We start from the raw sequence: 20790 nt of genomic DNA, 5'->3' as shown, positions 1-20790 counted from the left end.
ATGGCTTGGCAAGACACGTTCGCCATCAGCGGCTCCGGCTTGTCCGCCCAGCGCCTGCGCATGGACGTCATTGCGGGCAACATCGCGAATGCCGATACCACCCGCAGGCCGGACGGCACGCCGGGACCGTATCGGCGGAGAATGGTGATCATGGAGCCCCAGCCCGCCCCGGGCAGTTTCGCAGCGGCCTTGGCATCGGCGGGGGGGCCTGGCGTTTCGGCGGGGGTGCGGGTGAGTGCCATCGTCGAGGATCCCAGCCCTTTTCAACTGAGGTACGATCCATCGAATCCCGATGCGGTCCAGAACCCCGCCAGCCCGTTGTACGGCTATGTCCAGTTGCCCAATGTCGACGTGGCCACGGAGATGGTTGATCTGATTTCCGCTTCCCGGGCTTACGAAGCGAACGTGACGGCGCTCGATGCCGGGAAGATGATGGCGGTCAAGGCCCTGGACCTTGGCCGCGCGTAGGGGGGGTGACGCATGGTTACACCGGCGAATGCCATCGGATCAGTGTCTGCCGCCCTCCCGCCCGCGACTTCGTCGCCCCCCCAGCCGTCGAGCCCTTCCGGGGGATTCGGCGAGCTGTTCGGCCGGGCGCTGGATCAGGTCGACGCTTTACAACAGCGGGCCGATCAAATTGTCGCTCAATTCGTGGCTGGCCAGGGGCCCGATGTTCACGATGTCATGATCGCGGCCCAGCAGGCGTACTTGGCCCTGCAGACGGTGGTTCAGATCCGGGACCGGGCATTGGCCGCTTATCAAGACATCATGCGGATGCAGATCTAATCGACGCTTGGGCGGGGTGAGGGTATGAATCCACAAGTGCGCCGATGGCTGGAACAGGCCCGGACGATGTGGCGGGAACTGGACCCCAAGCGGCGGCGCTGGCTGATTGCCGGCGCCGCGGCGGGCCTGGTGCTACTCGTCGCTCTCTCCTGGTATGCCCTCGCACCTCGCTATGTGGTGATTTATCAAAATCTAGATGCGAAGGCCGCCGGAGAGGTGACCAACAAACTGGACGAATTGAAGATTCCTTACCGGACCTCCGGCGGTCAGGTTATGGTTCCCGAGCAAGACGCCGACCGAGCCCGCATGCAACTGGCCATCGCCGGATTGCCGAAGTCGGGTTATGTCGGTTACGAGGATTTGTTCGGCAACACCAATATTGGGGGGATGAGCGACAACGAATTTAACGTCAAATCTCTCATGGCTCTGGAAGGGAGCCTTGCCGGAACCATCCGGCAGATCGATGGAGTCGAGGATGTACAGGTTCATTTGGTCATGCCCGAACAGCACATGTTTGTGGAACAGCCTGTGGGCCAGGCGAAAGCTTCGGTGTTTCTTAAGATCGCCCCGGGCGCTCAACTGGGCCCCGACCAAGTGGCGGGCATTCAACAACTGGTCTCCCATTCGGTGAAAGGGCTGAACGCGACAGACGTGGCGGTGGTGGATCAAAACGGCGTCCGCCTCGACCACCCAGAAGACGCCGGGACCGCGGTGAGCAATGCCGATCGACAGATCCTGATTCAAAAACAATACGAACAGCTTATCTCCGATCGGCTGCAGTCGGCCCTGGGAAAGATTCTCGGGCCGGGGAATGTCGTGGTCCTGGCCAACGCCAAGCTGAATTTTGACCAGGTAAAATCCACCCAAAGCGATGTCCGGCCCGTGGTGGGCCAGAACGGCGTGCCGGTCAGTGTCCAGAAATCCACCAAGTCCGCTACGGGGACCGGGGTCGGAGGGGCTCCGGGCACGGCGACGGCGGGGGGCATGGCCACTGGAGCTCCCCCCACGTACCAAGGGGCCACGGGGAACGGAACCTATGACGAATCCCAGCAGACGATCAATTATGAGGTATCCAAAATCGTCACCGAACGGGTGGGCCAGCCCTTTACGCTTCAGGATTTGACTGTCTCCGTATTGGTGAACGGCCAGCCCACTCCCTTGCAGGTCCAGCAGATCCGGAACTACGTGCTCACAGCGGTGGGCTATCCGAACGACGGCACCCAGGATCAGAAGGTGACGGTAACGGGTATGCCCTTTCAGGCTGCTCAGCCGGCGCCCCAGGTTGGTTGGTGGACGCGATACGGATGGGCCATCGGGACTTTCGCCGCGGTGGCTGCGGCCATGGGAATCTGGTTTGCTCTGAGGCGCCGGCGGGTGGAAGAGGAGGGTGTCCCAGAACCTGTAATTCCGGCGCCGTCGTTGCTTGAGGAGAGTGAACTGCCCGAGGCAGAACAGCGGCGCAGGGAGGTGGAGCAGTTGGCCAGAACCCGGCCTGAGGAGTTTGCCGAACTGCTTCGGACCTGGTTGGCGGAGGAGTAGGTTGTCATGCAACGATCCGCAGGGTTGAGCGGAAAAGAGAAGGCGGCGGTGTTGATGATCACCTTGGGACCTGAGACGGCGGCCCAGGTGATGAAGCATCTGCGCGACGACGAAATCGAACAACTGACCTTAGAGATGGCGAATCTCCACAAGGTGGATTGGCGTTACAAAGATCTGGTTCTGGAGGAATTCCACCAGGTTTATAAAGCGAAAGAGTACATCACCAAAGGTGGAATTGAATACGCCCGGGAAGTGTTGGAGAAGGCACTGGGCCAGCAGCGCGCCGTGGAAATTCTAAACCGACTCACGGCTTCCCTTCAGGTGCGGCCCTTTGATTTCGCCCGGCGGGCAGATCCGACGCAGATTTTGAATTTTATCCAAAACGAACATCCCCAGACCATTGCGTTGGTGTTGTCATATCTGGAGCCGGAACAGGGGTCCTTGATCCTCTCGGCCCTTCCACCGGAATCCCAGGTGGAAGTTGCCCAGCGGTTGGCGGTTTTGCAGAGTACGTCCCCGGAAGTGCTGGATCAGGTGGAGCGCACCCTGGAGAGTAAACTTTCCGCCCTTTCGGTGAGAGATTTTACTCCGGGGGGTGGGATCGACGCCTTGGTAAAGATCCTCAACGGGGTCGACCGGGGAACAGAGAAAACGATCCTGGAAGCGCTGGAGATGAGGGATCCGGATTTGGCCGAAGAGATCAAGAAGCGGATGTTCATCTTCGAAGATATCGCTTTCTTGGACAACCGGGCGATCCAGCGCATCATCCGGGACGTGGATGCCAACGACCTGGCCCTCGCCCTCAAAGTCGCCAGCGATACCGTGAAGGAGGCGATTTTCCGAAACATGTCCAAACGCATGGCGGAGACCTTTCGGGAGGACATGGAATACATGGGGCCTGTTCGCCTCCGGGACGTGGAAGAGGCCCAACAGCGGATCGTCGGTGTCGTACGCCGCCTAGAAGAAAGTGGGGAGATCATCATCGGGCGAGGAGGGGACGACATTGTCGTCTAGAGTAGTGAAATCGGCGGTGGCTCAACTGTTGGCTGCGGATCCGGTGGTCCTCGGGAATCCCGCTCCACGCGACGGCCGTCCGGAACCCGCTGAAGAGGCCCTTCAGGTGGCAGAACGCCTTCGCCGCCTGGCCGCAGCGGAACTGGAAGCGGCCAGGCGCCAGGCGGCCGAAGTGCTGGTTAAGGCTCAAGCCGAAGCCCGTGATCTGGTCGAGGCAGCGCGCCGGGAGATTGAACGCGAACGCCAGGCCGCTCATCACAAGGCATGGGAGGAAGGGTTTCAAGAGGGCAGGGAGGAAGGCCTGCGAAAGGCCCAGGCCGAGTATGAGGAGCGGATGAAAGGGCTGGAAGCCCTGCGCTTGGAAGTGGAGGCCGAGCGGAAACGCCTGGCGGAGGTCACCGAGGCGCACGTGGCGGAGGTGGCGGTGGCGGTCGCCCAGCGCGTGGTCCGGGGGCTTGTGGAAGTGGATCGAAGCTTCGTCCACGCGGTGGCCGAAGAGGCGGTGGCGAGCCTGTTGCCCGCCGAGGATGTTGTGGTGCGGGTGTATCCCGGGGATGTGGACAAGTTGGACGCCGGGCGGCTGGGTTACGGGGATGGCGGGGTGAAAATCGTCGCCGATGCTCGCCTCGGTCCCGGAGATGTGGTGGTTTCCTCCTCCGGCGGAGAAATCGACGCCCGGGTGGATACAGCCCTGGAGGAAGCGGCGGCTCTAATCCGGGCCCGGGCTCGCCAAGCGGGGTGAAAGCCGGTGCAGGAAGGTTGGGACACCAACGCGTATTGCGAAACTCTTCGCCGCTCCCCCCTGTGGAGGGTTTCCGGGCGGGTCGCCCAAGCGGTAGGCATGACGGTGGAATCGAACGGTCCCGTGGCGCGGGTGGGAGATCTCTGCTCGATTGAAACGGACGCCGGGCCGCGTTTTGCGGAGGTCGTGGGCTTCCGGAACCGCCGGCTCATTCTGATGCCCTTCTCCGACCTGGACCGCATCCACAACGGCGCCGTGGTGAAGGTGGTGTCCGAAGGCCTCCGGGTACCCACTGGGCCGGGCATTTTGGGGCGGGTTCTCGACGGACTCGGCCGGCCCATCGACGGGCTCGGGCCGGTGGCGGGGGAATTTCAAGATCCCATCGAGCAGCCTCCCCCGCCACCCATGGCTCGAACCCCGGTGAACCAGCCCTTGTCCGTGGGCGTGAGGGCGATCGACGGGCTGCTCACGGTGGGACAAGGCCAGAGGATCGGCATTTTCGCCGGGAGTGGGGTGGGGAAAAGCACCCTTTTAGGGATGATCGCCCGTTATACCGAAGCGGACGTGACGGTGATTGGCCTGATTGGTGAGCGAGGAAGGGAAGTGCAGGATTTTATCGCCCGGGAGTTGGATGAAGAAGGGCGAAAAAGGGCTGTGGTGGTGGCTGCGACATCCGATCAGCCGCCCTTGATGCGGATCAAGGGGGCGCTCACGGCCACAGCCATGGCGGAGCGGTTCCGGCGCCAGGGACGACGGGTTCTGTTGTTGATGGACTCTGTAACCCGTTTTGCCATGGCCTGCCGCGAGGTGGGATTGGCCGCCGGCGAACCCCCCACCGCCCGGGGCTACACCCCTTCGGTCTTCGCTGCCCTGCCAAAACTGTTGGAGCGCACGGGAACTGCCCGTACCGGCTCGATTACCGCCTTTTACACCGTCTTGGTGGAAGGGGACGATTTTAACGAACCCATCGCGGATGCCGTGCGGGGCATTCTGGACGGTCACATCGTATTATCCAGGAAAATCGCCCAACAGGGGCTGTATCCCGCCATCGATGTGACGGCGAGTACCAGTCGCCTCATGAATCAAGTGGCGGAGACAGGTCACATCCGGGCTGCAGCCCGGTTTAAAGCCCTGTTGGCGGCGTACGAAGAAGCGGAAGATTTGATTCAAATCGGTGCCTATCGCGAGGGGACCCGACGAGAGGTAGACACCGCTCTGCGCCTTAGACCTCGAATGTGGGCGTACCTGGCCCAGAATCGCGATGTGAGAAGTGACATGGGCGACGCGGTACGCCAGCTCGTGGAGATGTTCAACGAGGAGGGCGGCGGATGAGAAGCGCAAAACGGGCAGCTCGGGTTCGCGAAGTGCAAGAGCGACTGCTTCAGGTCCGGGTCAGCGAGTTGGAGGAGGCCGCCCGACGCCGGGAAGCTGTGCATCAGGCGAGGGACGCTTGGTCCGGCAGATTGATGGAGGCGGCAGCCCCCCGCCAGGCGTCGATCTCGTCGGCGGAATGGACCTTATGGCAACATTGGGCGGCCTTTGTCGCCGGTCGAGTTGCAGAACTGGGAAACCAGCTGGATGCGGCAGAGCGGAAAGTGGAACAGTGCCGAGAAGCAACTTTAGACCAGTGGAAGTGGGCAAAGACGTGGGGAATGTTGGAGGAACGCGCAGCCGAAGAAGAGCGGCACTGCCGGGAGCGACGTGAAGAAAAGGACCGGGAGGAAGCATTTCTGCTTCGCCTGGCCGGGGAGAGTGGGGAAGGATGACGGCGCGGCTTTCCCTCCGATGGATGATCGCCGTGGCCGCCATGGCCTTGGTGCTCACCTTGTTGCTCTCTGGTATCGCCCTCTCCCTCCTCGGTTTTCCCGTCGTCACCCGGGTCAAAAATACGGCTCTCGGCGTGGTCCAAGGGTTGTTCCCAACGAACCGACCAGCTCCGGCGGCAGGTGCCCAAGCGGAAATCGATGCGCTTCGGGCCCAGGTGAGTGCGCTGCAAGCCCAGTTGGACGATGCCAAGAGGCAGTTGCAACAAGCCCGGGCTTCTGCCCAAGGCTCCGGGAACTCGGGCGGGGCCCCGGGGGCTCCGGGCCCCGGGGGGACGGCGATGGGAGGGGCGGCCCCGGGAATGCCCGGGCCCCCGGGATCTGTGGGAGGAGCTGCATCCGGGGCGGGGGCGGCAGGAGGCGGGACGGCTTCAGGGGCGCCAGTCCCCTCACAGCCGGGTGCCACCCAGGATGTGAACCAGGTTTACGGGTCCATGGTGCCCACGAAGGCCGCGGCTATTTTGCAGCAAATGACCCCTCAAGAGGCGGCGGCAGCCCTCCAAGGGTTATCGACAGACGATCGGGCTGCCATCCTTGAGAAAATGGACCCGAAGACGGCGGCGGCTGTGATTCAGATCATGGGGAGGGCGGGTCAATGAGCGAAGCGACCATCAGTGGGGCCACCATCCGGTCGCCCCGGGAGGAGGGCCAGCCCACCTCGGGAAAGTCGTCGGCGGCGATCGGTGCGGGGGTTCCACACGATCCAGCTGAGTCCCAGGTGAAAGGGGCGCGCCGCTTTACCCGGGTGTTGGAGAGCCATTTGCCGGGAAAAGGACAATTGGGAAGGGGCGGAAAGACCACCGGGAAGAAGAAACGATTGCCCGGCGAGGCGGTCCAGGAATCGGGCAACTCTCCCCTGTATCCCGGAGGCGCCTCCGTTGTATTCCCTGGATCCCATGCGTCGGCGTCCGGGGTGCGGGCTGGTGAAGGGAAAAGAGGCGGGCAGATACTTGGCAGTGCTTCGATGCCTGGCAAGGGCTCTCAATCCGCTCCGTCTCTATTTCAACCTGCCGTGTTGTCAGAGAAGGGAAAAGCCGAGAACCGCCCTTCCATCGCCGATGCGCCGGATGGATCGGGGGCACCGGGGGAAGGGGGGATCACCCGGAAAAATGCCGTCCAAGACCGCCTTTCTTCCGCCCCGCTGCAAGGAACGGGCGGGCAGAACCCGGGTGTGGGGGCTCTTCCTCAAGGTGGGAAGGTTTTGACCGCCTCACCGGGAACCGTCGACCAGTCGGGGAAAGCAGGTGCCACTCACAAGACCATTGGCCTTGGCGGACCGGCCCAGCTCCAAGGGGCCGAGGATATCGGGAATGCAGTGGTAGGGGTTGAGGCCTGGGGCCGGGGGATTCCGCAGGATCCACCCACGGTCCAGGCACTCGCCGCCCGGGAGGGGCGCACCGACCTTCTTAGCGACAGCTCTTTCCGGGCAAAGGCGGCGAAGGCAGCATCGGATGCGCCTTCGCACCGCGCAGTTTCCCTTGACTCGGGGGCCGGGCGACTGGCAGGTGACGATTCCCTGGTCGCAGGACTCTCCGGGGGGCCTTTTCCAGGTCAGGGAATGCAGGAACCTCCAACTGTCCTGACGAATGTGCCCAGTGAAGGACTGGCTGATGCGGTGGGGGCAAACCTCGCGAACCGCGCCTGGCGACCTGGGGAGAGCGCGACCCTTCGCGTGACGGTAGTGCCAGCCGATCTCGGGCCGGTACAGGTCATTGCCCACATGGATGTGGAAGGCCGGTTACATGTGCAGATTCACGCGGCCTCTCCGGAAACCCAGGCGATGATTCAGCAACAATCCATGCAACTGATTCACCATTTGCAACAAAACCACATCCCGGTCCAACGCCTGGACGTGGGGGGTACCCCGATCATGAGCGGAGGAACTGGTTCAGGTGCCGCGTTCACTGGGGGGACGGGCACTGGACAAGGGCAGCCCCATTCCGGTTTCCAGCCACCGGTCGCCGGCCGCGGGACGGAAGGGGCGGGAGTCAGGAATGAAGGGGTGCAGGGGCCCGGTGACTATCCTTCGGCGGCGGGGACTGCCGTACGATTATCGGGGACCTCGGGCTTTGAAGCGATGGTGTGAAGAGGTCCAGGTCCAGGACCGCGAAAGGGGGAAACGACATGAGCGAAGTGGCGGCGACGGGGATGAACGCGGCAAACTCTTCGGGATATGCCAGCTCGACCTCCGTGATCAATCCCAAGAGTCAGCTCGATAAAAATTCCTTTCTTCAATTATTGGTCGCTCAGTTGAAAAACCAAGACCCGCTCCAGCCGATGGACAGTACACAGTTTATCTCCCAACTCGCTCAGTTTTCGGCCCTTGAACAAATGACCAATGTGGCCCAGGCTCAGGAGCAGGCCGCGACAGCCACCGAGATGCAAGCGGCGGCGGAGTGGATCGGGAAGCGGATTTCTTACCTCGACGATAAAGGAAACATCCAGTCCGGGGTCGCTCAAGGCGTGCAGCTCAAAGATGGCCTGGTCTACCTCGATCTCGGTGGTCTCCCGATTCCGTGGAGTTCGATTCTGGGGGTCGGTGACGGCACGAATGAGGCGGGTGGAGGTACCGGGGTTTAAGCAAGGCGCGAATGCTTCTGGGAAGTGAATCTGCGAAAGGGGATGAGCGGCTATGATGCGATCGTTATACTCCGCGGTTTTGGGCATGCGTGGATTTCAAACCAAGATGGACGTGATCGGCAACAACATCGCCAACGTCAACACGGTGGGCTTCAAAGCGAGCCGGGTCATGTTTCACGACCTGATGAGCCAGACTCTTTCCGGGGCTACGGCGCCTGGGAACACGACCGGAGGCTCGAATCCCCAGCAGGTGGGGCTCGGGGTGGGGTTGGCGAGCATCGATACGCCGATGACCCCCGGAGCTCCGATGATGACCGGGGTGCCTACAGATCTGGCCATTGACGGCAACGGCTTTTTCGTGGTCCAACTCCCAGATGGGGCCACCCAGGCCTATACCCGGGCGGGAAATTTCCACATTGACAGTAATCGGAACCTCGTGACCTCGGAGGGGTTGTTTGTTCTAGATACGGGAGGGGCGCCTATCCAAGTGCCCGACAACACCAAAAGTGTTTCCATCGATAAAAACGGCAATGTCAACTGCCTGCTGGACGACGGGACCACCCAAACGGCTGCCCAGATTGGGCTTGCCAATTTCGCCAACCCCGAAGGACTGCAAAAGATCGGGAACAACCTGTATGTGGAGACCACAAACTCCGGAACGGCGGATGTGCAAGCCCCGAATCAAGGGGTTTTCGGCAGCATCACGTCCGGTGCCCTGGAGATGTCAAACGTGGATTTAACGAACGAGTTTACCGAAATGATCATCGCCCAGCGGGCGTTCCAGGCCAATGCCCGAACGATCACCAGTGACGACCAGATGCTGCAAGAGGTCGTCAACCTGAAACGGTGATGACCACGGACAATCTACCTCGGTCCACCGGGCCGGGTGAGAGACTGTGATTCCGTTGACCCGATTGAATGGCTCGGAAGTTTGGGTGAACGCCTTGCTCATTGAGTCGGTGGAGGCCAGCCCGGATACAGTGGTGACCTTGTCTACCGGACGAAAATTGGTCGTCCGGGAAACGGTGGGGGAAATTGCCGATCGGGTGACCGATTACTATCGGAGCATCGGCCTGGTGCGCGGCATCCGTGGACACCGACGGGAAGGGGGGAGTCGCGACGAGTAAAGCGCTGACATGGGCGTTAATCGTGGTGCTGGCCGCGGCGGTGGCCGTGGGAGCGTGGTATGTCATCGGGTCTCGGGCGACTTCCTCGGGTCCGCCGACGGCGGCCGATCTCGCCAAAACGCGCTATGACCTGCCCCAAATGACCACCAACCTCGCCGGGGGAAGTGTCATTCAGTTGAGCATCTCCCTTCAGGCGAGCTCCGACCAGGCGAAGGGCGAGCTCGAACTGAGAAAAGTGGAGATCCAGGATGCGGTGAACGATATTCTTCATTCCTGGAAACGGGAAGATCTCGACCAGCCCCAAGGGCAGGAAAAGCTGAAAGGGGACATCATGAAGAGGGTCAACGAGCTCCTTCACAATGGTCGAGTGACGCAAGTATATTTTCCCTCCATCATCGTTCAGTAAGGGGGTGACGAGGCGTGGCGGACGTCCTGTCGCAACGAGAGATCGACGCCCTTTTACAGGCCTTGAGTTCCGGCGAGGTTTCGGCGGAAGCCATGAAGGAGGAAGAAGAGCAGCGCAGGATCCGTGTCTATGACTTCAAACGGGCCATGCGATTTTCGAAAGATCAACTGCGCAGTCTGACCCGGATCTATGAGAACTACGCGCGGATGCTCAGCACGTATTTTTCGGCACAGTTGCGGACCTGGATGCACCTGGATGTCATTTCTGTCGAGCAACTGCCCTACGAGGAGTTTATTCGCTCCATGCCGCATCTTTCAACCTTGCTCGTGGTGGATCTGGCTCCGCTCAGCGGGCGGTGGGTGATCGGGATTGGACCGGACGTCGCCTTTGTCATGCTCGATCGCCTCCTCGGAGGGCCAGGGTTGGAACTGGCCGGCGCCCGGGCGTTTACGGAAATTGAGACTACAGTGTTCGAACGGTCGTGGAGCCGATCTCTCGAAGTGTTGGGCGATGCGTGGAAGGGCATTGTGGAGGACTTGCGGCCGACTCTGTCTTTTATCGAATTTAATCCCCAGTTTCTCCAGATTGCGGCCCCCAATGATACGGTGGCCGTGGTCTCCGTCAGTATGCGGATTATGGAGACCACCGGTTTAATGCACATTTGTATGCCCCATCTGACCTTGGAGCGGTTGTTGCCGAAACTGAGTTCACAGCACATGCTGGGCATGGGGCAGGTGCACCGGGCACTGGATCCTGCGAGAGAGGAGGCGCTGCGGGAACGTTTGCGGGCTGCCCCGGTGGAAATCCGGGCGGTTTTGGGAAGGACCTCGATCGATTTCTACGACTTGATGCACCTCTCCGCCGGGGATGTCATCCCCCTTCATCAAGCCGTGAACCGGCCCGTGGAGATCTATGTCGGGGACAAGGTGAAATATCTTGGCCGCCCGGGAGTGGATCACGGCCGGCTCGCTGTTCAAATTACAGAGATCGCCGATGACGAAGGGGGTGAATAAGGTGTCCGATATGCTATCTCAGGATGAAATCGACGCGCTTCTTCGGGGAGGAGGGGCCATGACGCCTCCGCAACAAGGAGAAACCCTGAGCGACATGGAGCGGGACGCCCTCGGGGAGATCGGCAACATCAGTTTCGGAACTGCCGCCACGGCCCTGTCTACCCTTTTAAATAGACGGGTGGAAATCACCACGCCAATCGTGAGTGTGGCCAAAACCCAGGAACTGGGTAGCGAATTTCCCGTGCCCCATGTTGCGGTGCAGGTCCAGTATACCGCGGGTTTTGAGGGGCTCAACGCTTTGTTTATCCGCCCGGAGGACGCCCGGATCATTGCTGATCTCATGATGGGTGGTCAAGGAGCTCCCCCGGAAGGCGAGCTCGATGAATTGCAGCTCAGTGCGGTGAGTGAAGCGATGAACCAGATGATGGGGTCGGCGGCCACCTCCATGTCCCAGATGTTTAACATGAAAATCAACATTTCGCCGCCCACGGCCCGAATTGTGGATTTTCAAAAGGAAACGCCGGGGGAGCTGTTTTCCGGAGAAGAAGTCGTGGTGAAGGTGGCTTTTCGCCTCATCGTCGCTGATCTCATCGACTCGCACATCATGCAGATCATTCCTCTCAGCTTCGCCAAGAAAATGGTGACGGCGCTACTGGGGCCGCAGGACAGTGCGAGTCCTTCTGCCACGGCACCATCGCAAACCCCGGGAACTCAGCCGTCCACAGGGACAGGTGCCCCGTCTCCTACAGAGGCTTCCGGCCAGCAGACCGTCTCCCCCCAAGAGAAGGCTGTGGCGGATCGGCCGGGGGGTTATCACGAAGCCGGGACCTCCCAAACCGAGGTGGCTGCCAGCGCGCAGACCGTCGTCAAGCCGGTGGAATTCGGCCCTCTGCACTCCCCTGGTGCCGAAACGCCCCGGATGGATAACCTCGATCTCTTGCTCGACGTATCCCTCACGGTGAGTGTCGAGCTTGGCCGCACCCGTCAGTCTGTTCGGGAGGTTCTAAGCTGGTCCTTGGGATCTGTGGTGGAATTGGATCGCCTGGCCGGGGAGCCGGTGGATATTTACGTCAACCAAAAATTGATCGCAAAAGGGGAAGTTGTGGTCATCGACGAAAACTTTGGGGTGCGGGTGACAGACATTGTACACCCCCGCGATCGAATGCGCGGTGTACAGCAGGGAGGGTGAGAAGGTGAGTCGCAAAGTTCTCGTCGTAGACGATGCCGCGTTCATGCGCATGATGATCAAGGAGATTCTGACCAAGCACGGGTACGAAGTGGTGGGCGAGGCGGTGAACGGCATCCAGGCTGTGGAAAAGTTTCAGGAACTTCGGCCGGATCTTGTCACCCTCGACATTACGATGCCCGAGATGGACGGGATCGAGGCGCTCAAGCGGATCCGGGCCATCGACCCGGAGGCGAAAGTGATCATGTGCTCGGCAATGGGGCAGCAGGCGATGGTGATCGACGCGATACAGGCCGGGGCCAAGGATTTTATCGTAAAGCCGTTTCAGGCGGATCGCGTTTTGGAAGCGGTCCGCAAGACTTTGGGATGAAGGCCGTGGTGGTTTTTGCCGGGTGGTGTTGGTTGCTCGCGTGGCCACGTACGAGTTTGGCCGTGGCGAACTCTGTGGAAGATGCAGTCCGTCACGCTCCTCCCAGCACCCCTTCGGCGCCCCCTCCCGAGCCGTCTTTGTCGCTATCCTTTCTGAAGCTCGGGCTGGGTTTGCTGGTCATTCTGGCCCTCATCTGGCTCGCGTCCAGGTGGCTGCGGGGGCGCTGGCCGAAAGCGGCGGGGTCTGACAGCTTCAGATTGCTGGGCGTCCTCCCTCTCGGACCAGGTAAAGCGGTTCATTTAATCGAAGTGGCAGACCGGGTGCTCGTGTTGGGGGTGGCCCAGGACATCCGCGTACTTGAAGTGATTGAGGACCCACAGCGGAAACAAAGCCTCCAAAGAGAGGAAGGGAAGGCCCCGGGCTTTGACCGCCGACTGGCCGAGGTCCTCCAAAAGATGGCCGATCGGCGACGGACGTGGCTCCAGAGACAGAGGGGAATGGATGGGGATGACTGATCTTCGATGTTATAAGCACGTGGGAATGAAGATTGCCGTCGTCCTGGCGGCTTTCCTGGTGATGAAGACGGGGTACGCCCTGGCTGCGCCGGCGGACCCGACCGCTATCATTCCTGGATTGCCGTCCACGCTACAACCTGATTCTTCCCCTCAAGGGGTCGCGGGCACCCTTCAGCTTATCTTACTGATCACCGTTCTTTCCCTGGCTCCCGGGATTCTCGTCATGATCACGAGTTTTACCCGGATGATCGTGGTGCTCTCTTTTGTGCGAAGCGCCCTCGCGGTGCAGCAGACCCCTCCGAATCAAGTGTTGATCGGCCTTGCCTTGGCCCTGACCTTTTTCGTCATGGCCCCGACTTTGTCCCAGGTCAATCAGCAGGCCGTTCAGCCGTATCTGCGGGGGGAATTGAGCCAGACCCAGGCCATTGCCCGGGCCGAGGTGCCCTTTAAACATTTTATGGCCAAGCAGACCCGGGAAAAGGACTTGCAATTGTTCTTGGATTACCGAAATGTGGCCCTTCCTGCCCGGGTGGAGGACATCCCCATGTCGTTGTTGGTGCCGGCGTATACCATCAGTGAACTGAAGACCGCTTTCGAGATCGGATTCATGATCTTTATCCCGTTTCTCATCATCGACATGGTGATTTCAAGTGTTCTCATGGCTATGGGCATGTTGATGCTCCCCCCGGTTATCGTGTCGTTGCCCTTTAAAATTCTTTTGTTCGTTCTGGCGGACGGCTGGTATTTGATCGTGAAATCGCTCCTGGCGGGCTACGTGTGAGGTGGTTGCGGTGAGTCCGGACAACGTGCTTCAGATTGGGCAGGAAACGCTGCGAATCGCCTTATTATTGTCGCTGCCCTTCCTGGGCTTCACCCTGGTGGTGGGCCTGATTATAAGTATTTTCCAGGCGGTGACGCAGATTCAAGAACCGACATTGACGTTCTTGCCAAAGGTGCTCGCTGTGTTCGCGGTGATTCTGCTGTTGGGGCCGTGGATGCTCCACACCCTGCTCGATTACACCGAGGGGATTTTCGGGCAGTTGTCCGGATTCATCCGATGATTTCCCTGGCGGCGTTGGTGGATCAGGTTCAGGTGTGGTTATTGATCTTGGCCCGGATCATCGGATGGGTGATGACCGCCCCGGTGATTTCGAGTCGGGCGGTGCCGGCGCCTGTCCAAATGGGATTGGCTGGGGTTGTGGCTCTGTTGGTGGCGCAAACGGTCATTCCCGCCCAGGGGGCGGCGGTGGCAGGACTCGCGCTGAGTGCCTATCTGTTTGAGGTGGTGAAACAGTGGTTGATCGGCGCTGCCATCGGGTTTATGGCTTCCGTTCTTTTTACAGCGGCCGAAATGGCCGGGCAACTCGTCGATATCCAAATGGGTTTCTCGATGGTCACCCTCTTCAATCCCCAATTTGGAACCAATGGGTCGATCCTCGCCAACTGGCAAATGTGGCTGACCAGCGTCGTGTTTTTGGGAATCGACGGCCATCTGGCGATGCTCTCGGCTCTGCTTCACAGTTTCGAATGGATCCACCTGGGTGCGGGTATCCCGGTGGGACCGGTGGCAGAAGTGGTGGCCAGAAGCGTAGCGGTCTTGTTTATCCTTGGGGTTCAATTGGCGGCGCCCCTTCTGTTGACGCTCCTGTTGATCGATGTCATCCTTGCCTTTGTTTCCCGGGCGGCGCCCCAGACCAATCTGTTGTTTGTCGCCCTGCCCGGAAAAATTCTCGCCGGCTGGGGGGTTGCTCTGGGGACGTTGCCCGTGTTGATCCTCGGAATCGAGCGGGTGATGGGATGGATGATTCAAGCGGTGGACGGGGTGCTCCGAGCACTGGGGACCGGCTGAACCCGGAGCACAAGGTGGCGGGCACTCCCTATCTCTGGGACCTGCAATGGTTTGCCGAGGAGAAAACGGAACCTCCCACCCCCCGTCGCCGCCAGGAAGCCAGAAAGGAAGGTCAGGCGGCCCGCAGTGCGGACCTCACGGCGGCACTGGTTTTGCTTGCCGCGGTGTTGGCCGTGCGGGCCCTGGGCCAGACGTGGATCGACGAATGGCGGAGGTTGTTCGCCGCCCTTATCACCGGTTCTCCGATCCAGTTCTCGACGCCGGACGGGTGGCTGGCGTGGATGGGTGGGCAGGTGATGGGGGTTTTTTCAAATCTTATCCTGTTTCTTTTGTTGCCGGCCGCGGCGGGGCTGGCAACGGGGTTCATCCAGGTGGGGGGACTTTTCGCGTTCAAAGCCGTGTCCCCCCAGTGGAAGCGGATTTCCCCTTTGGAGGGGTTCCGCCGGTTATTCTCGCTCCGCTCCCTGGTGGAAGGAGCCAAGATGATTCTAAAAATCGCCATTCTCGGCGGCATCGGGTACAGCCTGGCCAGGCAAATTTTCGAAAGCTCCGGGAGTTTAGGAGGGATGGACCCCACGGCCCTGGCTGGGTGGACCGGCGACCAGTTGTGGAACGTCGCCCTCGAAGCGAGCCTCGCTCTGCTTGGGCTTGCGATCCTCGATGCGTGGTACCAGCGGGTATCCTTCGAACGTCAACTTCGGATGACCAAACAAGAGGTCAAAGAGGAGTTCAAGCGCACCGAGGGCAATCCGACCATCAAACGCAAAATCCGGGAAAGGCAGCGGGCCCTGGCTCAGCGGCGGATGATGCAGGAGGTGCCGAAGGCGACGGTGGTTATCACGAACCCCACCCACTACGCCGTGGCCCTCCGGTATGAGCCGGAATCGATGGACACGCCGGTGGTCATCGCCAAAGGGGCTGATGTCTGGGCGTGGAGAATCCGGGAGACCGCCCGGCGCTACGGAGTCCCGGTGGTGGAAAATCCGCCCCTGGCCAGGCGGTTGCATGCCATGGTGGAGATCGGGGAGGCCATTCCCGAAGTGTTGTTCCAAGCGGTGGCGGAGGTGCTGGCATACGTGTATCGCCTCCGGGGGTGGACGGGCGAAAGGAGGGGGAGTGATCGATGAAACGGACAGATTTGGCCGTTTTGGTCGGCGTGATCGGAATTGTGGTCATGATGGTCATCCCGTTGCCTCCTTCTCTGCTCGATTTCTTGCTCGTGATTAATTTGGGGGTGTCTCTGGTTGTTCTCCTGATTGCGATGAACGTCCGGGAGCCCTTACAGTTTTCGGTGTTCCCAGCCCTTTTGTTGCTCACGACTTTATATCGTCTCGCCCTGAACGTCTCGTCCACCCGGTCGATTTTGTCCGTGGGCTACGCCGGAGAAGTCATTCAGACCTTTGGCGACTTCGTGGTGCGGGGTAACGTGGTGGTCGGGCTGATCGTGTTCGCCATCCTTGCGGTGATCCAGTTTGTGGTCATCACCCGGGGCGCTGAGCGGGTGGCGGAAGTAGCGGCCCGGTTTACCCTGGACGCCATGCCGGGTAAACAGATCAGTATCGACGCTGATCTGAGCTCGGGCTTGATTACCGAACAAGAAGCCCGGGAGCGCCGGAGGACGGTGGAACGAGAGGCCGATTTCTACGGCGCTATGGACGGCGCCAGCAAATTCGTCAAAGGGGATGCCATCGCTTCGATCATCATCGTGGTGATCAATATCATCGGGGGATTCATCATTGGGATGGCCGTCAACCATCAGGATTTCAACACGGCCCTCAGTCATTACACCCTGCTGTCAGTGGGGGACGGTCTGGTGAGTCAAATCCCCGCCCTTCTGATCTCGACCGCCACCGGACTGGTGGTGACCCGGGCCGCCTCCGACAACAACATGGGGCGAGATGTCATCACCCAGTTGTTGTCCTACCCGAAAATGCTTTTCGTGGTGGCTGGTGCACTGGCTCTTCTCGGAATTCTGACCCCCATCGGGTGGGTGAAGACCTGGCCCGTCGCTGGGGTGGTCGCGTTTGGGGGATGGAGGATGCAGAGCCGACTCCGGGCGGATGCCGCCGCACAACAGGCGCAGGAGGCGAAACGGGAGACCGAAGAGATTCGGACGCCGGAAAGTGTCGTCTCCATGGTGCCGGTGGATCCGGTGGAATTCGAATTCGGTTATGGGCTGATTCCCTTGGCTGACGCCGCTCAGGGCGGCGACCTTTTGGACCGGGTGGTCATGATCCGACGCCAGTTGGCCCTGGAGCTCGGGGTGGTGCTTCCGGTGGTTCGGATTCGGGACAACATTCAGTTGCAACCGGACGAGTACGTGATCAAAATCCGAGGATCCGAAGTGGCAAGGGGCCGATTGATGCTGGGTTATTATCTGGCCATCAGTCCGGGGGTGGACGATCCCCGGGTGGTGGGGGTGGCGACAAAGGAACCCGCTTTCGGGCTCCCGGCGCTGTGGATCGGGCCGGAGATGAGAGAGAGAGCGGAGCTTTCAGGGTACACCGTGGTGGACCCCCCTTCAGTGGTGGCCACCCATCTGACCGAAGTCCTGAAGCGCCACGCCTATGAACTGATCGGACGCCAAGAAACCCGCCAGTTGATCGACGCCCTTCGCCGACATCACGCGGCCTTGGTGGACGAAGTGGTGCCGAACGTGGTGGGGTACGGCGAGGTCCAAAAAGTGCTCTCCAATCTTTTGCGGGAGGGAGTGCCCATCCGGGATTTGGCCACCATCGTGGAAACCTTGGCCGACGCCGTGAAGACCACCCACGATCCTGAACTGTTGACGGAGTTCGCCCGCCAGGCCCTGCGGAGAACCATTACCCAGCGCTGGGCCGCCCCGGGCAAGCCTCTCACCGCTATCACCCTTCATCCGGGGCTCGAACGGCAGATCGCGGAATCGATTCACCGAGGGGATTTTGGCGCCTATGTGGTCCTCGATCCCCGGGTCCACCAACAGATGGTCGGGCAGTTGGTGGATCAGGTGCGGCGCGCCATGGCAGCAGGACAGCATCCCGTCATTGTCACCTCGCCACACATCCGGTCTCATGTGCGTCGCTTGTTGGAGCGTACTCTGCCCGACGTGGCGGTGTTGTCTTACCAAGAGATCGATCCGGCGGTGGATGTTGAGACGGCAGGGGTGGTGAATGTATCGTGAGGATCAAACGATTTACTGCCGAAGATATGGCGACAGCCATGGCCCGGGTTCGGGACGAGCTCGGGGGAGAGGCGGTGATTCTCAACACGAGGGAAGTGCCGGCCTCCCGTTGGGTTCCCTGGCGGCGGAGAAAGCGGATCGAAATCGTGGCCGCCGTAGAAGATGGGGGCGGGCAAGGGGCGAAGGGACCGGCGCCCACCGGGCCCCGGTCGAACCCCCGCCCCGAGGTGAATTTTTTATCAGGTCCCGATCCCGGGGAGGTGGGGGCCGAGCTCACACGGGGCAATTTGTACCGGGATCCATTGACTGGCTCCTCCGGACGCACGGGTGTTTCGGGCGATGTCCGGGACCTGACCGATGCGGGGTGGCGAGAGCTCATCCGTAAGATCGCGGCCTCGGGGGAATCCCCGGCAGCCCGGGCTCTCGTACACTTGGCCGAAGGCCTGGTGGCCGGCGGGATGGACGAGCGCCGGGCCCGGGCTCTGGCCGAGCAGGCGGTTATCTCGATTCCCGACGACGGGTCCTGGGAAATATCGCATATGGTCGAGCAGCTGCAGGAGATTGTCCGCAGCCAGCTTCAGCCTTGGGTCGGCTCACCCATGGCGGCGGAGTCTCGGGTGATTGCCTTGGCTGGGCCCACGGGGGTTGGGAAAACCACCACGATAGCGAAACTCGCGGCTATCGAGACTTTGGACGCCGGTCGCCGGGTGGCCTTGATCACAGCGGATACGTACCGCATTGCCGCCGTCGACCAACTGCGAACCTACGCCCAGATCATTGGTATACCTTGCTTCGTCGTGTACACCCCCGAGGAAATGCGGCGCACGGTGGGGGAGTTGGCTGAATACGACCGCATCTTCGTGGATACTGCGGGGCGCAATTACACCCAGCGTGAACACGCGTTGTCGTTGCGCGAAATGCTTCAGGCCGCAAAGCCCGACGAGACCTACCTCGTCTTAAGCCTGTCTGGTAAAGGCCGGGATTTGTACCGGACGGTGGAGGCACTCCGGGAGGTGGCGATCGACAAATACCTGTTCACCAAGGCGGATGAAACGGAAAGCTTGGCCTCGGCGGTTGATCTCATACTGGCAGAATCCCGACCCGTGGCATACATCACGACCGGGCAAGGCGTTCCGGACGACATTATCGAAGCGGATGCCGCTTATCTGGCGCAGCGGCTCTTTTAGGACGGGGGGAGACGATGGATCAGGCATCCGAGTTGCGCAAAAGGATGGCCCATCAGTCCGGGCCCCGGGGAGTCTCGTTGAAGACCGCGGCGGTGACCAGCGGGAAGGGTGGGGTGGGAAAGTCCAACGTGGCCGTCAATGTCGCCTTGGCTCTTCAACAGGAGCGCAAGAACACCCTCATCTTGGACACCGACGTCGGATTTGCCAACGTGAATGTTTTACTTGGAAGTGGTGCGGGCCGAACTTTGTTGGATTTGGCTCAGCCCGGGGTTTTGGCTTCAGATGTCGTCCAGACCGGCCCCTTAGGGATTTCCTGGATCTCAGGGGGCACGGCCTTGCCCGATTGGATCCAGCTTTCCAGGGATCAAGTCAAGGTGTGTTTCGATAAATTGATGGATTTGGAATCGACTCTCGACTGGGTCATCGTCGATACCGGCGCCGGACTGAATGAATCGAGCCTTCACCTATTGGAAAGTGTGGATCAGATTCTGCTTGTGACAACCCCGGAACCCACGGCCCTTGCGGACGCCTACGCCTTGATCAAAGTACTGGTTCGGCGGTCCCTGAGCGCCCGCATTCGGATCGTGGTCAACCGGTGCCGGACGTTTTCGGAGGGGATACAAACGTTTCAACGATTGGTCCAGGTTTCGAAAACTTTTCTTTCTTTCGAGCCCGGTGCGATGGGGTATATTCTCGAGGATCCTGCGGTGGGACGGGCCGTTTTTCGACAAACGCCCTTTCTCCTGAGTGCTCCCGATAGCCGGGCTGCCCAGTGTGTACGACAAATCGCCCGCCGCCTGATGGGCGGTGAGGATGTCGCTCCGGCAGAGAGCCCCCCGAGTCGGCGCGGCTGGCGGGAGTTTATCTGGAAACTGCAGCATGCCCTCGGGCGCGGATAAAAGGTGGGGTGCGGCGGAACTCGTGGTGATGGGGGCATCCACGGGGGGACCCACCGCCCTTGCATCCATTTTGTCAGGACTTCCGAAAACCTTTCCACTGCCCATTGCTGTGGTTCAACATATGCCCGAGGCCTTCACCCGGACTTTTGCCGCCAGACTCAACCAAGAGTCGTCACTTCAGGTGTTTGAGGCGGCCAAGGGAAATCGGCTGAGGCCGGGAACCGTGGCCATTGCCCCTGGAGGTCGACAGATGAGAGTCCATCGGGATCTTGAAGGTTGGTTTGTGGAACTTGGGGAAGAGACTCCGTGGCACAACCACGTACCTTCCGTGGATGTATTGTTTGACTCGGCGGCCAGAGCGGCTCATCACCCGGTGATTGCCGTCCTCTTGACGGGCATGGGAAAGGACGGGGCCGAGGGGATGGAGGAAATTCATCGCCGGGGGGGAATCACCATCGCCCAGTCTAAAGAGAGTTCCGTGGTGTTCGGAATGCCCCGGGCCGCCATCGAACGCGGATGTGTGGATTACGTTGCAGATCTAGAGGAAATCCCAGCCCTCCTGATGAAGTTGTCCATGAACAGGTAGGGGGTGGT

25 protein-coding genes are annotated in these 20790 nt (G+C 60.7%); all 25 read left to right on the top strand.

What is annotated here, in order from left to right:
• Genes flgC through K6T64_RS01200 form a run of 25 tightly spaced genes read left to right on the top strand, consistent with a single transcriptional unit; the run spans position 1 to position 20782 of the window.
• Positions 1-468 carry a flagellar basal body rod protein FlgC gene (gene flgC / locus K6T64_RS01320; protein WP_100667828.1) on the top strand — a complete coding sequence of 156 codons (468 nt, stop codon included), beginning with the start codon at positions 1-3 and terminating at the stop codon, positions 466-468.
• Positions 469-480: 12 nt separating this feature from the next.
• The gene (fliE, locus tag K6T64_RS01315; RefSeq protein ID WP_288008261.1) at positions 481-786 is read left to right on the top strand and encodes a flagellar hook-basal body complex protein FliE; all 306 of its coding nucleotides are present in this window, start codon (positions 481-483) and stop codon (positions 784-786) included.
• Positions 787-810: 24 nt separating this feature from the next.
• Positions 811-2325, top strand: a complete 1515-nt coding sequence (fliF, locus tag K6T64_RS01310) for a flagellar basal-body MS-ring/collar protein FliF (RefSeq protein ID WP_288008260.1) — start codon at positions 811-813, stop codon at positions 2323-2325.
• Between the two features lie 6 nt (positions 2326-2331).
• Entirely contained in the window at positions 2332-3339 is a 1008-nt protein-coding gene (gene fliG, locus K6T64_RS01305; RefSeq protein ID WP_100667825.1) for a flagellar motor switch protein FliG, read from the top strand.
• Positions 3329-4081, top strand: a complete 753-nt coding sequence (locus tag K6T64_RS01300; protein WP_288008259.1) for a FliH/SctL family protein — start codon at positions 3329-3331, stop codon at positions 4079-4081. Before fliG ends, K6T64_RS01300 begins: the two co-directional genes overlap by 11 nt.
• 6 nt (positions 4082-4087) lie before the next feature.
• Positions 4088-5413 carry a FliI/YscN family ATPase gene (locus tag K6T64_RS01295; RefSeq protein ID WP_288008258.1) on the top strand — a complete coding sequence of 442 codons (1326 nt, stop codon included), beginning with the start codon at positions 4088-4090 and terminating at the stop codon, positions 5411-5413.
• Positions 5410-5847: a flagellar FliJ family protein gene (locus K6T64_RS01290; RefSeq protein WP_288008257.1), complete on the top strand. Its 438-nt coding sequence runs from the start codon at positions 5410-5412 to the stop codon at positions 5845-5847. The genes K6T64_RS01295 and K6T64_RS01290 overlap by 4 nt, the downstream gene beginning before the upstream one ends.
• Positions 5844-6503 carry a magnesium transporter MgtE N-terminal domain-containing protein gene (locus K6T64_RS01285; protein WP_288008256.1) on the top strand — a complete coding sequence of 220 codons (660 nt, stop codon included), beginning with the start codon at positions 5844-5846 and terminating at the stop codon, positions 6501-6503. Before K6T64_RS01290 ends, K6T64_RS01285 begins: the two co-directional genes overlap by 4 nt.
• Entirely contained in the window at positions 6500-7990 is a 1491-nt protein-coding gene (locus tag K6T64_RS01280; protein WP_288008255.1) for a flagellar hook-length control protein FliK, read from the top strand. Before K6T64_RS01285 ends, K6T64_RS01280 begins: the two co-directional genes overlap by 4 nt.
• Before the next feature lie 38 nt (positions 7991-8028).
• Positions 8029-8484 carry a flagellar hook capping FlgD N-terminal domain-containing protein gene (locus tag K6T64_RS01275; protein WP_288008254.1) on the top strand — a complete coding sequence of 152 codons (456 nt, stop codon included), beginning with the start codon at positions 8029-8031 and terminating at the stop codon, positions 8482-8484.
• A gap of 52 nt (positions 8485-8536) precedes the next feature.
• A complete protein-coding gene (flgG, locus tag K6T64_RS01270; protein WP_100667818.1) occupies positions 8537-9334 on the top strand; it encodes a flagellar basal body rod protein FlgG in 798 nt (265 codons plus the stop codon).
• A 46-nt stretch (positions 9335-9380) separates the two neighbouring features.
• A complete protein-coding gene (locus K6T64_RS01265; RefSeq protein ID WP_100667817.1) occupies positions 9381-9611 on the top strand; it encodes a flagellar FlbD family protein in 231 nt (76 codons plus the stop codon).
• Positions 9574-10017: a flagellar basal body-associated FliL family protein gene (locus K6T64_RS01260; RefSeq protein WP_133121265.1), complete on the top strand. Its 444-nt coding sequence runs from the start codon at positions 9574-9576 to the stop codon at positions 10015-10017. The genes K6T64_RS01265 and K6T64_RS01260 overlap by 38 nt, the downstream gene beginning before the upstream one ends.
• Before the next feature lie 14 nt (positions 10018-10031).
• Entirely contained in the window at positions 10032-11030 is a 999-nt protein-coding gene (fliM, locus tag K6T64_RS01255) for a flagellar motor switch protein FliM (protein ID WP_100667815.1), read from the top strand.
• A 10-nt stretch (positions 11031-11040) separates the two neighbouring features.
• Positions 11041-12219, top strand: coding sequence for a flagellar motor switch phosphatase FliY (gene fliY / locus K6T64_RS01250; protein ID WP_288008287.1), 1179 nt, complete (start codon positions 11041-11043; stop codon positions 12217-12219).
• Between the two features lie 4 nt (positions 12220-12223).
• The gene (locus K6T64_RS01245; RefSeq protein WP_013075509.1) at positions 12224-12586 is read left to right on the top strand and encodes a response regulator; all 363 of its coding nucleotides are present in this window, start codon (positions 12224-12226) and stop codon (positions 12584-12586) included.
• A gap of 32 nt (positions 12587-12618) precedes the next feature.
• Positions 12619-13101, top strand: coding sequence for a FliO/MopB family protein (locus K6T64_RS01240; protein WP_288008253.1), 483 nt, complete (start codon positions 12619-12621; stop codon positions 13099-13101).
• A complete protein-coding gene (fliP, locus tag K6T64_RS01235) occupies positions 13088-13882 on the top strand; it encodes a flagellar type III secretion system pore protein FliP (protein WP_269148816.1) in 795 nt (264 codons plus the stop codon). The genes K6T64_RS01240 and fliP overlap by 14 nt, the downstream gene beginning before the upstream one ends.
• 10 nt (positions 13883-13892) lie before the next feature.
• A complete protein-coding gene (gene fliQ, locus K6T64_RS01230) occupies positions 13893-14162 on the top strand; it encodes a flagellar biosynthesis protein FliQ (protein ID WP_013075512.1) in 270 nt (89 codons plus the stop codon).
• Positions 14159-14950 carry a flagellar biosynthetic protein FliR gene (locus K6T64_RS01225; RefSeq protein ID WP_288008252.1) on the top strand — a complete coding sequence of 264 codons (792 nt, stop codon included), beginning with the start codon at positions 14159-14161 and terminating at the stop codon, positions 14948-14950. Before fliQ ends, K6T64_RS01225 begins: the two co-directional genes overlap by 4 nt.
• Positions 14899-16077: a flagellar biosynthesis protein FlhB gene (gene flhB, locus K6T64_RS01220; RefSeq protein ID WP_288008251.1), complete on the top strand. Its 1179-nt coding sequence runs from the start codon at positions 14899-14901 to the stop codon at positions 16075-16077. The genes K6T64_RS01225 and flhB overlap by 52 nt, the downstream gene beginning before the upstream one ends.
• A complete protein-coding gene (flhA, locus tag K6T64_RS01215) occupies positions 16074-18110 on the top strand; it encodes a flagellar biosynthesis protein FlhA (protein WP_170085667.1) in 2037 nt (678 codons plus the stop codon). Before flhB ends, flhA begins: the two co-directional genes overlap by 4 nt.
• Positions 18107-19297, top strand: coding sequence for a flagellar biosynthesis GTPase FlhF (gene flhF / locus K6T64_RS01210; protein WP_170085666.1), 1191 nt, complete (start codon positions 18107-18109; stop codon positions 19295-19297). Before flhA ends, flhF begins: the two co-directional genes overlap by 4 nt.
• 14 nt (positions 19298-19311) lie before the next feature.
• Complete coding sequence (locus K6T64_RS01205) at positions 19312-20196, top strand: MinD/ParA family protein (protein WP_170085665.1); 885 nt, start codon at positions 19312-19314, stop codon at positions 20194-20196.
• Positions 20177-20782 (top strand): CheB methylesterase domain-containing protein, encoded by a 606-nt coding sequence (locus K6T64_RS01200; protein WP_170085664.1) that lies wholly within the window; start codon positions 20177-20179, stop codon positions 20780-20782. Before K6T64_RS01205 ends, K6T64_RS01200 begins: the two co-directional genes overlap by 20 nt.
• The last annotated feature ends 8 nt before the right edge of the window (positions 20783-20790 follow it).

The organism is Kyrpidia sp. (assembly GCF_023512215.1).
GTDB lineage: Bacteria > Bacillota > Bacilli > Kyrpidiales > Kyrpidiaceae > Kyrpidia > Kyrpidia spormannii.
Note: the sequence above shows the minus strand (reverse complement) of the source record. Positions and strands in the feature narration are given on the sequence as shown.

Bases quoted from the DNA above. Each gene is read 5' to 3' on its own strand.
- fliG (WP_100667825.1), top strand. From the start codon at position 2,332: ATGCAACGATCCGCAGGGTTGAGCGGAAAAGAGAAGGCGGCGGTGTTG.
- K6T64_RS01200 (WP_170085664.1), top strand. From the start codon at position 20,177: ATGCCCTCGGGCGCGGATAAAAGGTGGGGTGCGGCGGAACTCGTGGTG.
- flgG (WP_100667818.1), top strand. From the start codon at position 8,537: ATGATGCGATCGTTATACTCCGCGGTTTTGGGCATGCGTGGATTTCAA.
- K6T64_RS01205 (WP_170085665.1), top strand. From the start codon at position 19,312: ATGGATCAGGCATCCGAGTTGCGCAAAAGGATGGCCCATCAGTCCGGG.
- K6T64_RS01225 (WP_288008252.1), top strand. From the start codon at position 14,159: ATGATTTCCCTGGCGGCGTTGGTGGATCAGGTTCAGGTGTGGTTATTG.
- K6T64_RS01285 (WP_288008256.1), top strand. From the start codon at position 5,844: ATGACGGCGCGGCTTTCCCTCCGATGGATGATCGCCGTGGCCGCCATG.
- flhA (WP_170085667.1), top strand. From the start codon at position 16,074: ATGAAACGGACAGATTTGGCCGTTTTGGTCGGCGTGATCGGAATTGTG.
- K6T64_RS01280 (WP_288008255.1), top strand. From the start codon at position 6,500: ATGAGCGAAGCGACCATCAGTGGGGCCACCATCCGGTCGCCCCGGGAG.
- fliY (WP_288008287.1), top strand. From the start codon at position 11,041: ATGCTATCTCAGGATGAAATCGACGCGCTTCTTCGGGGAGGAGGGGCC.
- K6T64_RS01275 (WP_288008254.1), top strand. From the start codon at position 8,029: ATGAGCGAAGTGGCGGCGACGGGGATGAACGCGGCAAACTCTTCGGGA.
- K6T64_RS01290 (WP_288008257.1), top strand. From the start codon at position 5,410: ATGAGAAGCGCAAAACGGGCAGCTCGGGTTCGCGAAGTGCAAGAGCGA.
- flhB (WP_288008251.1), top strand. From the start codon at position 14,899: ATGGATGATTCAAGCGGTGGACGGGGTGCTCCGAGCACTGGGGACCGG.
- fliP (WP_269148816.1), top strand. From the start codon at position 13,088: ATGGGGATGACTGATCTTCGATGTTATAAGCACGTGGGAATGAAGATT.
- fliF (WP_288008260.1), top strand. From the start codon at position 811: ATGAATCCACAAGTGCGCCGATGGCTGGAACAGGCCCGGACGATGTGG.
- fliE (WP_288008261.1), top strand. From the start codon at position 481: ATGGTTACACCGGCGAATGCCATCGGATCAGTGTCTGCCGCCCTCCCG.
- flgC (WP_100667828.1), top strand. From the start codon at position 1: ATGGCTTGGCAAGACACGTTCGCCATCAGCGGCTCCGGCTTGTCCGCC.